This is a genomic window from Burkholderia sp. EMB26 (assembly GCF_024730645.1).
Lineage (GTDB): Bacteria > Pseudomonadota > Gammaproteobacteria > Burkholderiales > Burkholderiaceae > Burkholderia > Burkholderia cenocepacia.
In genome coordinates this window covers 2,725,068-2,740,695 of sequence record NZ_CP078070.1, presented here as the reverse complement: position 1 = coordinate 2,740,695, position 15,628 = coordinate 2,725,068, and the positions used below count along the sequence as shown (strand labels likewise).

Annotated in this window: 14 protein-coding genes; 5 read left to right on the top strand and 9 right to left on the bottom strand. The window is 67.7% G+C overall.

Translation table 11 applies throughout. From position 1 onward, the window contains the following. Positions 1-44: 44 nt before the first annotated feature. Together KU887_RS12925 and KU887_RS12920 are read right to left on the bottom strand one after the other, a co-directional pair. Positions 45-908: a GIY-YIG nuclease family protein gene (locus tag KU887_RS12925; RefSeq protein WP_258250197.1), complete on the bottom strand. Its 864-nt coding sequence runs from the start codon at positions 906-908 to the stop codon at positions 45-47. A 49-nt stretch (positions 909-957) separates the two neighbouring features. After that, on the bottom strand, positions 958-1,992 hold the full coding sequence (locus KU887_RS12920) for an AraC family transcriptional regulator (protein ID WP_006497160.1): 1,035 nt from the start codon (positions 1,990-1,992) through the stop codon (positions 958-960). Between the two features lie 151 nt (positions 1,993-2,143). On the opposite strand from KU887_RS12920, the gene KU887_RS12915 reads away from it, so the two are divergent. After that, on the top strand, positions 2,144-4,390 hold the full coding sequence (locus KU887_RS12915) for a glycoside hydrolase family 3 C-terminal domain-containing protein (RefSeq protein ID WP_060210803.1): 2,247 nt from the start codon (positions 2,144-2,146) through the stop codon (positions 4,388-4,390). 71 nt (positions 4,391-4,461) lie between these two features. On the opposite strand, the gene KU887_RS12910 is transcribed toward KU887_RS12915, so the two are convergent. Continuing rightward, entirely contained in the window at positions 4,462-5,640 is a 1,179-nt protein-coding gene (locus tag KU887_RS12910) for a GNAT family N-acetyltransferase (RefSeq protein WP_048985782.1), read from the bottom strand. A gap of 109 nt (positions 5,641-5,749) precedes the next feature. Between KU887_RS12910 and KU887_RS12905 the strand changes: the two genes are divergently transcribed. Beyond that, positions 5,750-7,468 (top strand): NAD+ synthase, encoded by a 1,719-nt coding sequence (locus tag KU887_RS12905; RefSeq protein WP_006489649.1) that lies wholly within the window; start codon positions 5,750-5,752, stop codon positions 7,466-7,468. An 83-nt stretch (positions 7,469-7,551) separates the two neighbouring features. Beyond that, positions 7,552-7,890 carry a P-II family nitrogen regulator gene (locus tag KU887_RS12900; RefSeq protein ID WP_006398637.1) on the top strand — a complete coding sequence of 113 codons (339 nt, stop codon included), beginning with the start codon at positions 7,552-7,554 and terminating at the stop codon, positions 7,888-7,890. Between the two features lie 145 nt (positions 7,891-8,035). Here the strand turns inward: KU887_RS12900 and KU887_RS12895 are convergent, their stop codons facing one another. Together KU887_RS12895 and KU887_RS12890 are read right to left on the bottom strand one after the other, a co-directional pair. Next, positions 8,036-9,112, bottom strand: a complete 1,077-nt coding sequence (locus tag KU887_RS12895) for a porin (protein ID WP_006491862.1) — start codon at positions 9,110-9,112, stop codon at positions 8,036-8,038. A 547-nt stretch (positions 9,113-9,659) separates the two neighbouring features. After that, on the bottom strand, positions 9,660-10,586 hold the full coding sequence (locus KU887_RS12890) for a LysR family transcriptional regulator (RefSeq protein ID WP_012492810.1): 927 nt from the start codon (positions 10,584-10,586) through the stop codon (positions 9,660-9,662). Positions 10,587-10,720: 134 nt separating this feature from the next. On the opposite strand from KU887_RS12890, the gene KU887_RS12885 reads away from it, so the two are divergent. Continuing rightward, on the top strand, positions 10,721-11,218 hold the full coding sequence (locus KU887_RS12885) for a GNAT family N-acetyltransferase (protein ID WP_006489651.1): 498 nt from the start codon (positions 10,721-10,723) through the stop codon (positions 11,216-11,218). A 66-nt stretch (positions 11,219-11,284) separates the two neighbouring features. Here the strand turns inward: KU887_RS12885 and KU887_RS12880 are convergent, their stop codons facing one another. From KU887_RS12880 to KU887_RS12865, 4 genes are all read right to left on the bottom strand, one after another. Continuing rightward, entirely contained in the window at positions 11,285-12,064 is a 780-nt protein-coding gene (locus KU887_RS12880; RefSeq protein WP_006489654.1) for an ABC transporter ATP-binding protein, read from the bottom strand. Positions 12,065-12,082: 18 nt separating this feature from the next. After that, entirely contained in the window at positions 12,083-12,796 is a 714-nt protein-coding gene (locus tag KU887_RS12875; RefSeq protein ID WP_006489646.1) for an ABC transporter permease, read from the bottom strand. Continuing rightward, the gene (locus tag KU887_RS12870) at positions 12,793-13,482 is read right to left on the bottom strand and encodes an ABC transporter permease (RefSeq protein ID WP_034201477.1); all 690 of its coding nucleotides are present in this window, start codon (positions 13,480-13,482) and stop codon (positions 12,793-12,795) included. The genes KU887_RS12875 and KU887_RS12870 overlap by 4 nt, the downstream gene beginning before the upstream one ends. A 229-nt stretch (positions 13,483-13,711) precedes the next feature. Continuing rightward, positions 13,712-14,494 (bottom strand): ABC transporter substrate-binding protein, encoded by a 783-nt coding sequence (locus tag KU887_RS12865; RefSeq protein WP_012492809.1) that lies wholly within the window; start codon positions 14,492-14,494, stop codon positions 13,712-13,714. A 366-nt stretch (positions 14,495-14,860) separates the two neighbouring features. On the opposite strand from KU887_RS12865, the gene KU887_RS12860 reads away from it, so the two are divergent. Further along, positions 14,861-15,565, top strand: a complete 705-nt coding sequence (locus KU887_RS12860) for a pirin family protein (protein ID WP_006497153.1) — start codon at positions 14,861-14,863, stop codon at positions 15,563-15,565. Positions 15,566-15,628: the final 63 nt, after the last annotated feature.

Genomic DNA, 15,628 nt, shown 5'->3' with positions numbered 1-15,628 from the left:
GGCCGACGGCCGGTTCGTACGGAACGCAAACCGCGCGTGTCTCCTCAGGAGGCCGCGCGGTTTTGTTTTGCGCGTGCGGTTTTCCGGCGGGCCGGCGGGGACGCAGGCAGGGGCGGGGTGGCCGGTGCATTCTTCGCGCGTTTCGCGCGCGGCGGGGCAACGGACGGAGCGCTCGCAGCGGCCGCTTTCTTGGCCGCTGGACGGCGCCGGGCCGGTGCGGAAGCGGCCTCGTCGCGTACGCTCGCGGTCGGCTTGCCGGCAGTGGCCGGTACCTTCCTTTTCGACGACGCGGAAGAGGGCGAGCCGGTTTTCTTTACCGGTGCGCCACGCGACGAGGTCTTTTTTGCAGCAGCGTTGCCGTCGGCTTTTGCACGTTTCGCGTCCGGTGCGGCTTGATTTGATTGCGTCGACTTCGACTTCGACTTCGACTTCGACGCTGGTGTGCCCTTTGCGGGCTTCGCCGTCTTCGCGGCCGTTGCAGACCCGGCAACTTTCCCGGCCTTCGGCTTTTTCCCGGCGACCTGTTCCGTTGCCGCAGTCTTCGCCGCATCGTCGGTGTTTTCCGTCGGCTCTTTCTTCCGCCCGCGCGCCGTGGCCTTCGTCCCGGCCGTATCTCCGCGCTCGTCGAGCGCGACCGCCGCCGGCAACACCGATTCCAGCGTACGCAAACCCGCCGCCAGCTCGCGCTTTTTCGCGGGCGTGAGCCGCTTCACCCAGTATTCGGCGCGCGACGCGCTCGACCGGTCGGGCAGTGGAAACGACGCGAGCACCGCGCGCGGCTTGCGCGAGCGCGTGTAGCGCGCGCCCTTGCCGGACGCGTGTTCGTCGAAGCGCGCGGCGACATCGGTCGTGATGCCCGTGTAGACGCTGTCGTCGGCGCATTCGATCAGATACAGAAACCAGGACATGGCGGAGCGGCGGGATGCGAAGCCGCCAGTGTCTCAGAAAAAACCGGCGTCAACGCCACCGGTCGCCGTGCCCGTCGCGAAAGCGGCTTGGCGCCGCGCCGAGTTCGCGCGTGAAGAAGCGCGTGAACGCGCTCGTCGAACGGAAGCCGACGCGCACGCCGATCTCGCCGATCGGCAACCGCGTATTGAGCAGCAGGTCGCGTGCCTCGCCGAGCCGCGCCTGCGCGACGAGCGCATGGAAGCCGACGGCTTCGCGATGCAGCCGCCGGCGCAGCGTCCAGCGCGACATCGCGAAGCGCGTGCACACGTGCTGCATCAGCGTATCGGTCGGCACGTCGGCGTCGTCGGCGGTGCGCAGCCAGTCGCGCACGCATTGCTCGACCGACGAGCCGAACGTCGAGCGGGCGCGCACGCGCTCGCGCGCGGCATCGGCGGCATGGCGCTGGATGCCGGCCAGCGGTGCGTTGTAGCGCTCGAACGGCGTGTCGATGTGCGCGGAGCGCAGCACGATGCGGTTGTGCGCGGCATCGAACGAGACCGGCGCACCGAGCATGTCGCGCAGCGCGGCAACGGGCGCGAACGCGCGGCCGGCGAATTCGGCGTCGTCGATGCGCACCTGCGGGTCGTACAGGCGCGCGAGCGCCGCGAGGATCGCGAGGTTCGCGAACGCGCTGCCCGCGTGCCGGCCGTCTCCTTCGTTCACGTAGTCGATCGCGATCGCGTCGCCGTTCTCGTGCGCGAAGACCCAGTCGACGTTGCCGATCAGCTCGCGATAGCGCAGGTAGCCGTGCAACGCGTCGCGCAGCGTCGCCGCGTTGCAGGTGATGCCGGCGAGCTCGGGAAACGGCACGAGCCACGGCACGACCTCCGGCGGCGGGCGATGCCACGACAGCGGCCAGCCGCTCGTCAACTGCATCGCGGCCACGTGCCGGTCGCCCGCGATGCGGCGCGTGTCGTCGGCGAGTTCGGCCGGCCCGATGCCGAGCGTCTCGTAAAGCGGTGCGGGATCGATGCCGTTCGCACGCGCGTCTTCGCACAGCCAGCGGTAGATCCGGACCGATACCGATTTCTGTTGCAACTCCATGTCTGTCTCCCTGTCGTCATGCCGTTCGGGTTTGTCCCCGCTGCGAGAGGTCAACGCATGCTCCTGCCGGTCAAGCGTGGTGACCGGTTGATTTTTAGACTCGGACGCTGGAGTGAGGCGACAAGTACAACAGAACGATTCTGGAGGATCAATGAAAACTTCGCTGTTCCGGTGTTCGACGATTGCGTCCGCGTGCGCGCTCACGGTCCTGCTCGCGTCGTGCGGTGGCGACGACATCCATGCGCCGACCGACCCCGACGCGGCAGCCGACCAGCGCGCGGCCGCGCTCGTCGCGCAACTGACGACCGACGAGAAACTGCAGCTCGTGCATGGCACCGGCATGCCCGCGCTCAGCCTGGGCGGCCCGTTTCCGGCCGACGCGCTGAACGGCGCGAGCTACATCCCGGGCGTGCCGCGGCTCGGCATTCCGGCCGTCAGCAGCGCCGATTCGGCAGGTGGCGTGAACGTGAAGAATGCGCGCGTGACCGCGCTGCCCGCGCCCGTCGCGCTCGCGGCGACGTGGGACCCGGCGCTCGCGGGCACCTACGGCACGCGCATCGCGCTCGAACTGCGCGCGCTCGGTTTCGCGGAAGGGCTCGGCGGCGGCGTGAACCTCGCGCGCGAGCCGCGCAACGGCCGCACCTTCGAATACATGGGCGAGGACCCGGTGCTCGCGGGCACGCTGAGCGCCGCGCGCACGCAGGCCACGCAGGCGCAGAAGGTGATCGCGACGATCAAGCATTTCGCGTTCAACGACCAGGAAACCAACCGGATGACGGTCGATTCGGTCGTCGACGAGCGGACCATGCGCGAGGCCGAGCTGCTCGCATTCGAGATCGGCGTGAAGGACGGCCAGCCGGGCAACGTGATGTGCGCGTACAACAAGCTGAACGGCGTGTATGCGTGCGAGAACCCGTATTTGCTGACGACGGTGCTGAAGAACGAGTGGGGCTTCAAGGGCGTCGTGCAGTCGGACTGGGGCGCGACGCATTCGACGGTCGCGGCCGTGCAGGCCGGGCTCGACGAGGAGCAGCCGGGCGCGGCCGACGACGGCAACGCGCCGCTCGGCTCGTATTTCAATTCGAAGCTGCGCGCGGCGCTGCAGGCCGGCAGCGTGTCGGTCGCGCGGCTGAACGACATGGTGCAGCGCAAGCTGCGCACGCTGATCCGCATCGGCGTGATGGATGCGCCGCCGAAGCCGGGCGGCGCGATCGACGAGGCCGCCGGCAATGCCGACGCGCTCGCGATCGCGCGGCAAGCGGCGGTGCTGCTGAAGAACGCGGCCGCGCCGGGTGACACGCAGCCGGTGCTGCCGCTGGCCGCCGGCACGCTCAAGTCGGTCGTCGTGATCGGCGGGCATGCGGACGCGGGCGTGCTGTCGGGCGGCGGCTCGGGTGCGGTGCCGGCGATCGACGGCAACGCGGTGACGACCTGCCAGCAACCGGCCGACACGCTGTTCGGCGGGTGCGCGACCTGGTACAAGTCCGCGCCGCTCGCGGCGATCCGCGCGAAGGCGCCGAATGCATCGGTCAGCTATCTCGACGGCACCGACGCGAACGCCGCGGCCAGCGCGGCCGCGCTGGCCGATGTCGCGATCGTGTTCGCCACGCAGTGGCAGACTGAGGGGCTCGACCTCGCGAGCCTGTCGCTGCCCGATGCGAAGGCGGACCCGTCCAACCAGCAATACGACCAGAACGCGCTGATCGCCGCGGTCGCCGCGAAGGCCAAGCGCGTGATCGTCGTGCTCGAGAACGGCAGCCCGGTGCTGATGCCGTGGCTCGCGAACGTGCACGGCGTGCTGGACGCGTGGTATCCGGGCGCGCAGGGCGGCCAGGCGATCGCCGACCTGCTGTTCGGCGACGCGAACCCGTCGGGCCGGCTGCCGCTGACGTTCCCGAAGCAGGAGGCCGACCTGCCGCAGCCGACGATCGATCCGTCGAACCTGCGGAACGTCTATGCGGAAGGGCTCGCGTACGGCTATCGCTGGTTCGACGCGAAGGCGATCGAGCCGCTGTTCCCGTTCGGCTACGGGCTGTCGTACACGACGTATGCGTTGTCGGCGATGTCCGCGCAGGCCGACGCAGCGGGCAACGTGACGGTCGGCGTGACGGTGACGAACACGGGCGCGCGCGCCGGTACGCAAACGGTGCAGATCTACGCGGCGCTGCCCGCGTCGCTCGGCGAGCCGCCGAAGCGGCTCGTCGGCTGGACCAAGGTCGCGCTGCAGCCGGGCGAGGCGCGCACGGTCAGCATCGCGGTGCCGGCGCAGCGCTTCGCGGTGTGGGATGCGAGCGCGCACGCATGGCGGATCGGCGCGGGCACGTATGGGCTGTCGGCGGCCGCGTCGTCGCGTGACCCGCAGGCGCTGTCGCAGACGGTGACGCTCGCCGCGCACTGAACCGGCGACGATCGTGCCGTATGCGGCGAGGCCATGCGTGGCTTCGCCGCATGCCGGCGCGCCGGATCGCGCTAGCCGGTGCTGCGCCGGAACGGATCGTGTTCGCGCAGTTCGTCGACGTATGCGTGGATATGCGCGGTCTCGCGTTCGAGAAAGCGCGCGACCGCGTCGGAAAACGCCGGATGCGCGAGCCAGTGCGCGGAATGCGTGACGGTCGGCAGGAAACCGCGCGCAAGCTTGTGCTCGCCCTGCGCGCCGCCTTCGAACGTGTCGAGCCCGGCCTCGATGCAGAATTCGAGCAACTGGTAATAGGCCGTTTCGAAATGCAGGCAGGGCACGTGCTCGATCGCGCCCCAGTAGCGTCCGTACAGCGTGCCGCCGCCGTGTTGGCCGCGCCGATACACGGCAAGCGCGCTCGCGATCGGCTGGCCGTCGGCTTCCGCGATCACGAGCAGCAGGTTCTCGGGCATCGTCGCGCCGATCGTGCGGAAGAAGTCGAGGTTCAGGTACGGGCTCGAATAGTGCTCGCGGTAGGTCTGCCGGTAGCAGCGCGAGAAGAAGCGCCAGTCGGCATCGGTGATGCGGTCGCCGGTGAGCCGCCGGAAGGTCACGCCCGCGTCGTGCACCTTGCGCCGCTCCGCGCGGATGTTCTTGCGCTTCTTCTGCTCGAGCGTGCCGAGGAAATCATCGAAGTGCCGGTAGCCGTCGTTGAGCCAGTGGAACTGTACGCCCTCGCGCAGCATCATCCCCATCGATTCGAGCAGCCGCGCTTCGTCGCCGGTCGGGAACAGCACGTGCAACGACGACACGTCGCTCTGCTCGGCGAACGCGAGCAGCGTGGCCGCGAGCCGGCGGCGCGCGTCGTCGTCGGCCGCGAGCAGCCGCGTGCCCTGCACCGGCGTGAACGGCACCGCGCACAGCAGCTTCGGGTAATAGGGCAGGTCGTTGCGCTGGTACGCGTCGGCCCACGCCCAGTCGAACACGTATTCGCCGTACGAATGCTGTTTCGCGTAGACGGGCGCGGCGGCCGCGAGGCGGCCGGTGCCCGCGTCGGTCAGCGTGACGAAGTGCGGCGACCAGCCGGTGTCGTCCACCGCGCAGCGCGCGACGTGCAGCGCGTCGAGGAATTCGTGGCGCAGGAACGGCGTGGGCTGCGCGTCGCGCGCGAGCAGTGCGTTCCATTCGTCGGCCGGCACCTCGGCGGGGGACGACAGGATGCCCGTGCGATAATCGATGCGTTCGTGTTTCAAGCGTGAATCCGTACCGTTGGATGTTGCCGGATGCGGGCCGCCGTGGCCCGCGCCCGGATCGATTTCGTCAGCCGTTCAAGGCGCGCCGCCGGGTTGCGCCGCTCCCGCCATGAAGACCCGACTCGCTCTCGCCCAGATCAACGTCACCGTCGGCGATTTCGCCGGCAACGTCGCGCGGATCGTCGCGGCCGCACGCGCCGCGCACAACGATGGTGCGCAACTGATGGTCGCCCCCGAACTCGCGCTGTCCGGCTATCCGCCCGAAGACCTGCTGCTGCGGCCCGCGTTCTACGCGGCCGCCGCCGCCGCGCTCGACGCGCTCGCCGACGCGCTGAAGGCGTTCGACGGGCTCGCGGTGCTGGTCGGCCATCCGTTGCGCGGTGCGGGCAGCGGTGCGGGCAGCGGTCCGGGCGCGTCAGCCGTCGATGGTAATGCAAACCGCCCGATCGAGCGCGGCGTGCCGCCCACCGACACCTTCAACGCGGTGTCGCTGATCGTCGGCGGCGAGATCGTCGGCACCTACCGCAAGCAGGACCTGCCGAACGCCGAGGTGTTCGACGAGAAGCGCTACTTCGCGACCGACACCGAGCCGCTCGTGTTCGAGCTGAACGGCGTGAAATACGGCGTGATCATCTGCGAGGACGCGTGGCATGCGTCGGCCGCGCAGATCGCGAAGGCGGCCGGCGCGCAGGTGCTGCTGATCCCGAACGGCTCGCCGTATCACCTGAACAAGGAGGCGGTGCGCATCGACATCCTGCGCGCGCGGATTCGCGAGACCGGCTTGCCGATGGTGTACGTGAACCTCGTCGGCGGCCAGGACGAGCTCGTGTTCGACGGCGGGTCGTTCGTGCTCGACGGCGCGGGCGCGCTCGTCGCGAAGATGCCGCAGTTCGACGAAGGGCACGCGATCGTCGAATTCGACGGCGCGCGGCCGCTGCCCGGCGCGATCGCGCCCGAGCTGTCGACGGACGCGCAGGTGTATCGCGCGCTGGTGACCGGTGTGCGCGACTACATCGGCAAGAACGGTTTTCCCGGCGTGCTGATCGGGCTGTCGGGCGGCGTCGATTCGGCGCTGGTGCTGGCCGTCGCATGCGATGCGCTCGGGCCCGAGCGCGTGCGCGCGGTGATGATGCCGTCGCGCTTCACGGCCGACATCTCGACGACGGACGCGGCGGAGATGGCGCGGCGCGTCGGCGTGCGCTACGACGAGATCGCGATCGCGCCGATGTTCGATGCGTTCCGCGCCGCGCTCGCCGGCGAATTCGCGGGCCGCGCGGAAGACGCGACGGAGGAGAACATCCAGGCGCGCATTCGCGGCACGCTGCTGATGGCGCTGTCGAACAAGTTCGGCTCGATCGTGCTGACGACCGGCAACAAGAGCGAGATGGCGGTCGGCTACTGCACACTGTACGGCGACATGGCCGGCGGTTTCGCGGTGATCAAGGACATCGCGAAGACGCTCGTGTACCGGCTGTGCCGCTATCGCAACGCAACGGCCGACTACGGGCTGCGCGACGTGATTCCCGAGCGGATCCTGACGCGCGCGCCGTCGGCCGAGCTGCGCGAGAACCAGACCGACCAGGACAGCCTGCCGCCGTACGACGTGCTCGACGCGATCATGCGGATGTACATGGAAGAAGACCGGCCGCTCGCCGAGATCGTCGCGGCCGGTTACGCGCAGGCCGACGTCGAGCGCGTGACGCGGCTCATCAAGATCAACGAATACAAGCGCCGCCAGGCGCCGATCGGCATCCGCGTCACGCATCGCGCATTCGGGCGCGACTGGCGCTACCCGATCACGTCACGCTTCACCGAACGGCTCGATTGAGCGGTGCTGGGCCGGATGCGGCCCGCCGGCTTACAATCGGGATCGCGATTTTTCATCCAAACGAGCATTGAGGGACAACCATCATGAAACGCATCACCGCCATCATCAAGCCGTTCAAGCTGGACGAAGTCCGCGAAGCGCTCGCCGAAGTGGGTCTCACGGGCCTGACCGTGACGGAAGTGAAGGGCTTCGGCCGCCAGAAGGGCCATACCGAGCTGTATCGCGGCGCCGAATACGTCGTCGACTTCCTGCCGAAGATGAAGATCGAGGTGGTCGTCGCGGAAGCGCAGGTCGATCAGGTGATCGACGCGGTGATCGGTGCGGCGCGCACCGGCAAGATCGGCGACGGCAAGATCTTCGTGTCGGACGTCGAGCGCGTGATCCGCATTCGCACCGGCGAAGAGAACGAAGCGGCCGTCTGAGCGCCGCATTCGTCGATCGGCGCGGCAGGCCCGAGCCGGCCCGCCAAGAAAAAACGGTGCGGATACCCGTCTGGGTACCGCACCGATACGCGCCTCTCGCAGCAGCGTGGAAAGTGTTGTCGAATCGTTCTTTGACGGCGCCTGATCAGAACAGGTGCTGGATACCGGCGTAGACGCCGGTCTGGCTGCCGCCCGGATGCGGGTTGCCGGTCGACACGGCCGTACCGGCGCCGTTCGCGTTCAGGCCGAAGTTGGCCGTCGAGCTGTTGCGCACCGTCGCGACCTGGACGTCGAACAGCGTGCGCTTCGAGATGTTGTACGAGCCGCCGACCGTGTAGATGTTCGCGTTGCCGCCGCCATGGTTCGCGTTCACGTGATACACGGCTGCGATCAGCGCCGCCGCCGGCGTGGCCTGCCACGTCACGCCGCCCCAGACCTGTTGCGTACCCGTCACGCCGGCGTTCACTGCGGGTCCGCCGCTGCCGTCGGCGCGCGATGCCTGGTAGGCCGCCTGGACCTTGAACTGGCCGAGGAACACGTTCACGCCCGCGAAGTATTCACGCGAGTAGTTGAACACGTCCGAGAAGCGGCCGTTGCTGTCGCGCGTTTCGTCATAGATACCGCGCAACTGGAACAGCGAATTCGTGTAGGTAACCTGACCGCCCATTGCACGGCCCGGTTGGCCGGCCGTCGTGTTGCCGTTGAAGCTGGTCGAGTTCGAGAACGAGAACTGGCCGTAGAAGTCGAGGCCGTACAGCGACGGCGACTGGTACGACACGTTGTTGCTGGTCTTGTTCCAGTTGCGGCCGCGCACCAGCGAGGCCGTCGACCAGGCCGACTGGCCGAACGGGTCGAAGTCCCACACGCCGTTGGCGATCGCGAGCTCGCGACCCAACAGCAGCGTACCGTAGCGGTCGTTCGAGATACCGACGGTCGCGAAACGATCCCAGATCGAGCCGCTGAAGCCGCCGTTCATCGTGTTGAACGCACCTTCGAGGTGGAACAGGATCTTGTTGCCGCCGCCGATGTCTTCGCTGCCCTTCAAGCCCCACAGGCTCGTGCCCCAGTCGCCGCTTTCCGCGCGCACTTGGTGGCCGTTTTGCAGGCCGTTCAGGTACTCAAGGCCTGCGTCCAGGCGGCCATACAGCGTGACGCTGCTCTGTGCGTGCGCCGTCACCACCCCAGCAGCCATCAGCGCGGCCGCGACCAAAGCTTTCTTCATCGTCTCCTCCATACCCTGTCAAAAAGTCAACCCAGAACTGCACGAGATGCCCGGCGCGGCACGCACCGGGCAAAAGCGGGATAACCAGGGAGACCTCGTGCAGGGCCGGTAAGCGCGGCACGCGGGCAAGCGGACGGAAAACCCGTTGAGCGGTCCCGCGCAGCCGGGTCGGCCTGCGGGTCTCCTTGTAGTGTCGTGAAGCTAAACTACATTTCACGAACTTCGTTTTGCTACTTTGGTTACTAATTTAGCAAAAATACAATTTTGTGGCGATGGAAATCGTTGTTTGACTAACCGCTGTCGCCAAATTGCCATGCAACACGGTGCGCGACAGCGGACCCAAGGGTTCCCGATTACCGGAAAACCCTTGTGCCACAAGGGAGACATGGATTCCGCGGGCGTGGGTCAAGGATTGCCACTATTGACGTTCCAAAGGCGCCGGCGTAAGCGCGAAAGTCGCGAAATTGGTAAGTATTTCGTAATGATTCGGGCGATTGCCGTCAGCGCCGATCGACGCTGGCGATGCCCGTTCCGCCACGCGCCGCGCTTAGTCGGGGCTCGGCCGCGCGTCGAGCAGCTGCGCGCGAATCCAGCGGTGCGCATCGGTGCGCGCATGCTTCGCGTGCGAGTAGATTTTCACCGTGTAGCGCGGGATCTCGAATGGTGCGGGGAAGATGCGGATCGGCGCTGCATGCCGCAGCGCCTGCGCGGCGCGGTTCGGCACGGTCATCAGGAGTGCCGACTCCGCGATCACGAACGGCGCGGCCAGCACGGTCGGCAACTGCACGGCCACGTGCCGTGCGAGGCCGAGCCGGTCGAGCACGTAGTCGACCACGCCGCGCGACTCGTTCCACGGCGTGACGACGACGTGGCGGGCCGCCAGATACTGGTCGAGCGTCAGCCGCCGGCGGATCTCCGGATGCGCGGCGCTCGCGATCACGACGTAGTCGTCGGAAAACCAGTCGAAATCCTCGATGCCGGGCGCGTCGGCGGCCGTTTCCTCGTGGTAGCCGAGCGCGAAGTCGATCCGGCCGGCCGCGAGCGCGTCGACGGAAATCTTGCGGTCCGAATGCACGACGCGGATCCGCAGGCGCGGCGCGACGTGCTGGATGCGGGCCAGGAACGCCGGCAGTACCGCGAACGCGGTGTAGTCGGTCGCGGCGAACACGAACGTCCGGTCGCTTTGCGCGGGATCGAAGCGGCGTGCGCGGGCGAGCCCCTTCGACATCGCGTCGAGCGCGTCGCCGGCCCACGTGGCGATGTCGTCGGCGCGCACGGTCGGCTGCATCTCGTTGCCGAGGCGCACGAACAGCGCATCGCCGATCGCGTCGCGCAGCCGTGCGAGCGCGTGGCTCAACGCCGACGGGCTCAACGCGAGCTCGTGCGCGGCCGCCGCGACCGACCGGTGGCGATACAGCGCGTCGAATACGAGCAGCAGGTTCAGGTCGAGGCGGCGCAGATCGGGATGCATCATGTTCAGGTCTGGATGAAGAAACTGCACTTCCTGCAGGCAGGACGTGAACGTAGCATGCTGGTTCGAACGGCGCCAGCGCGGGTGCGCGGCGCCGCTTTCCCTTTTCATATCCGGGCCGGAGGAGGGCTCAACCCGTGCAAATCGATATCCGTTCCGCCACCGTCGCCGACGTGCCGCTGATCCTGCGCTTCATCACCGAACTGGCCGTCTACGAGAAGGCCGAGCACGAAGTCGTCGCGACGCCCGCATCGCTCGAACGCAGCCTGTTCGGCGAAGGCTCGCCGGCGCGTGCGCTGATGTGCGAGGTCGATGGGGAGCCGGCCGGCTTCGCCGTGTATTTCTTCTCGTATTCGACGTGGCTCGCGCGGCAGGGGTTGTATCTGGAGGACCTGTACGTGTCGCCCCGTTTTCGCGGCGCCGGCGCGGGGCTGCGGCTGCTGAAGGCGCTCGCGCGGATCGCGGTCGAGTCGGGCTGCGGGCGTTTCGAATGGAGCGTGCTCGACTGGAACGAGCCGGCGATCCGCTTCTACGAGCGCGTCGGCGCGGCGCCGCAGAGCGAATGGGTGCGTTACCGGCTGGCGGGCGACGCACTGCGCGCGTTTGCCGACGGCACGCCGGTGAGCGCCGCGTAAACGCGAAACGGGCGCCGCGCGGCGAACCGCGAGGCGCCCGTTCGGGCGTCGTGCGTGACGGACGCGTTACTTGAGGCTGCCTGACAGGAACCCGCGCAGGCGCTCGCTCTTCGGATTGGCGAACACCTCGGCCGGCACGCCTTCTTCCTCGACGCGGCCCTGGTGCAGGAACATCACGTGATTCGACACGTTGCGCGCGAAGCCCATCTCGTGCGTGACGACGATCATCGTGCGGCCTTCCTCGGCCAGCTTCTGCATGACCTTCAGCACTTCGCCGACGAGCTCCGGATCGAGCGCGGACGTCGGTTCGTCGAACAGCATCACGTCCGGATGCATCGCGAGCGCCCGCGCGATCGCCACGCGCTGCTGCTGGCCGCCCGACAGATGCGACGGATACTGCTTCTCGACGCGCGGCGCGAGGCCGACCTTCTCGAGATACTCGCGCGCACGGTCTTCCGCTTCCTTCTTCGGAATGCCGAGCACGTTCACCGGGGCTTCCATCACGTTCTCGATCACGTTCATGTGCGACCAGAGATTGAAGTGCTGGAACACCATCGACAGCTTGGTGCGCACGCGCTGCAGTTGCTTCGAGTCGGCCGCGCGCAGCGCGCCCGTCTTGTCGAGCGCGGTGCGTACTTCCTCGCCGTCGACGAAGATGCGGCCCGCGTTCGGTTGCTCGAGGAAGTTGATACAGCGCAGCATCGTGCTCTTGCCGGAGCCGGACGAGCCGATCACGCTGATCACGTCGCCCGAGTTCGCCTTCAGCGACACGCCTTTGAGCACCTCGTTGTCGCCGTACCGCTTGTGGAGATCGTCGACGAAAAGCTTCTGGGTCTGGGAATTCATCAATAGTCCTGCGAAAACTTACTTGCCTTGCGGGCGCAGATACGCGAGCCAGCGGCGCTCGGCCTGGCGGAACAGCCACACGAGCGTGAACGAGATCACGAGGTAGAGCAGGGCGGCGATGCCGAACGCGTGGAACGACATGTAGGTCGCCGAGTTCACGTCGCGCGCGATCTTCAGGATGTCCGGCACGGTCGCGGTGAAGGCCACCGTCGTCGCGTGCAGCATCAGGATCACTTCGTTGCTGTAGAGCGGCAGCGCGCGGCGCAGCGCCGACGGCAGGATCACGCGGCGATACATCGTGAACGTGGACATTCCGTATGCGCGCGCGGCTTCGATCTCGCCGTACGACGTCGCCTTGATCGCGCCCGCGAAGATTTCGGTGGTGTACGCGCAGGTGTTCAGCGTGAATGCGAGCAGCGTGCAGTGCATCCCGTCGCGGAAGAACGCGTCGAGCATCGGCGTGCCGCGCACGGCCTGCAGGCTGTAGAGGCCTGTGTAGCAGAGCAGCAATTGCACGTAGAGCGGCGTGCCGCGGAACACGTACGTGTACAGCCACACCGCGCCCGACAGCCACTTCCGCTTCGACACGCGCGCGACGGCGAGCGGCACCGACAGGCAGAAGCCGAGGCCGATCGACACGACCAGCAGCCACAGCGTGATCGCGACACCGGTGATGCGATAACCGTCGGTGTAGAGATAGTTGCGCCAGTATTCTTGGATGAGTTCGATCATAGGTCAGCCTTGCGGACACCGGTCGAGTAGCGCTTTTCGAGCCACATCAGCACGAAGTTCGAGATCGTCGTGATGGCGAGGTAGACCGCTCCCGCGATCAGCGTGAAGAAGAAGAACCGCAGCGTGCCCTTGCCGGCGTCCTGCGACGCCTTCACGACGTCCGCCAGGCCGATGATCGACACGAGTGCGGTCGACTTCACGAGCACCTGCCAGTTGTTGCCGATGCCCGGCAGCGCGAAGCGCATCATCTGCGGGAACATGATCCGCGTGAACACCTGCCAGTTCGTCATCCCGTACGCGCTGCCGGCCTCGAGCTGGCCGCGCGGCACGGACAGGAATGCGCCGCGGAACGTCTCGGTGAAGTACGCGCCGTAGATGAAGCCGAGCACGAGCACGCCGGCGAGGAACGGGTCGATGTCGATCTGGTCCCAACCGAGTGCATCGGTCGCCATGTTCAGCCAGATCTGCAGGCTGTAGAACAGCAGCAGCATCAGCACCAGATCGGGGACGCCCCGGATCAGCGTCGTGTAGATGGTGCCGACGCCGTTCGTCACGCGGTTGCGCGACAGCTTCGCGCCGGCGCCGAGCAGCCCCAGCAGGAACGACAGCGCAAGCGAAAGCACCGCCAGCTTGACGGTTTGCCAGGTGCCAGCGAGGATCAGCGGGCCGTAACCTTGTAGAAACATATGTGGTCCCTGGTGTGGTCCCTGAGGGCGCACGCAGTGCGCCGCGAAAGACGCGCCCGCCAAGCTGCGCGGAACGCCCCGTACGTATCATGACCGTCCGCCCCGGCAACGGTGCCAGGCCTGCCCGTCGCGCGAGCGGCGGGCAAGGGGGCGGGCGGCGCGTGGTTGACTGCCTGTACTGCGCGGCCGCGGGGCCGCCCCCGCATCCGCTGCTTCTCGTCGTCGGCGTTCAGCGGGCCGGCGCCGAATAGACGCTGAACGAGAAGTACTTGTGCGACAGCCGGTCGTACGTGCCGTCCTTGTGCATGTCGGCCAGCGCCCGGTTGATCTTGAGCTTCAGATCGGTATCTTCCTTGCGCAGGCCGATCGCGGTGCCGTCGCCGATCGTCTTCGGATCCTTCACTTCCGGGCCGGCGAACGCGAAACCCTTGCCGCGCGGCGTGCGCAGGAAGCCGTAGTCGGCCTGCAACTCGTCCTGCAGCGTCGCGTCGAGGCGCCCCGAGCCGAGATCGGCATAGACCTGGTCCTGGTTCTGGTAAGGAATGATCGTCACGCCCTGCGGTTCCCAGTACGCTTTCGCGAAGGTCTCCTGCGTCGAGCCCTGCTCGACGCCGACGCGCTTGCCTTTCAGCGACGCGACCGTCGGCAGCAGCGGCGAGCCGGTCTTCGCGATCATCCGCGCGGGCGCGTCGTACACCTTGTCGGAGAAGTCGATCTGTTCGCGGCGCTTGTCCGTGACGGTCAGCGACGACACGATGACGTCGTACTTCTTCGCCTTCAGCGCCGGAATGATCCCGTCGAGATCCTGCGCCACCCACACGCATTTCACGTTGATCCGCTTGCAGATTTCCTTGGTGAGATCCACGTCGAAACCGACGATCTCGCCGCTCGGTGCGGTCGACTCGAACGGCGGGTAGCTGGCATCGACGCCGATCCGCACGGTCTTCCACTCCTTCGCGAAGGCGCTGCCCGCCACGAGGGCGAGGGCGGCGCACAGGGCGGCCTTCTTCATTTCCATCCTTCTGTTGCTGACTTTCCGGGGGCGCTCGCGGCCGGTCGGACCGGGCGCCGCGGCGTATTCTAGACGGCCAAAAATCGCCGATCGGCGCTCTGGCGCTGGCGGCCGCCGGAACGGCGAACGCCAAAAGGGCGGTATTTTACCCGAACGCGATATCCGGAAAACGGCAATCCGGCGCGATCGACCGATTCCTCGATTCGGCTGTTGCGGCAATCGTGGTATTCGCAACGAATATTTTGGCAATTGTTTGCGCGGGTGCAACGATGCGGTGCGCCGGCGGCGGATTGTGGCGCTTTCGGTCTCCCCCTACAGTGGAGGTAAACCCGAACAGAACATCTGCGCCCCCGAGCGTCCTCCCCAATGTTCCAGATCCTGCGCGCCGAAGACCGCTGCCGCACGCGCCACGGCTGGCTCGAATCGAGTCACAGCTTTTCGTCCGCCTGCCACACCGAGCATGCGCCGGTACGTCCGCCCATTGGTGCGCTGTGCGTGTTGAGCGAGGACCTGATCGCACCGACGCGCGGCTTCGGGATGCAGCCGCGCCGCGACGTGGAGATCGTCACGTACGTGCTGGATGGCGCGCTCGCGCATCGCGACAGCCTCGGCTGCGGCGCGATCGTCCGGCCCGGCGGCATCCAGCGGATGAGCGCCGGCACGGGGCTCCAGCACAGCGAAACCAACGCATCGCGCGACCGGCCGCTGCATCTGCTGCAGATCTGGCTGCAGCCGGCCGAGCCGGGCGGGCGGCCCGGCTACGAGGAACGGCGCTTCGCCGACGACGAGAAGCGCGGCCGGCTCAGGCTCGTCGCGGCGCCCGACGGCGGCGACGGCGCGCTGTCGATGCGGGCCGACGCCCGCATCTTCGCGGGACTGATCGACGGCGACGAGACGGCGGCGTTCGACGTGCCGGCCGGGCGCAGCGTCTATGTGCACGTGGCGCGCGGCGAGGTCGAGGTCAACGGCCGCGCGCTGGCCGCCGGCGACGGCGCGCGGATCGGCGGCGTGGACGCGGTGGCGTTCGCGCGCGGCCGGACCGCCGAGGTGCTGCTGTTCGACGTCGCCTGAAATGAAAAAGGGGACGCAGGCCGGTGCCTGCGTCCCCGTTCGAGGCCGCTGCGGGAGCGGCCC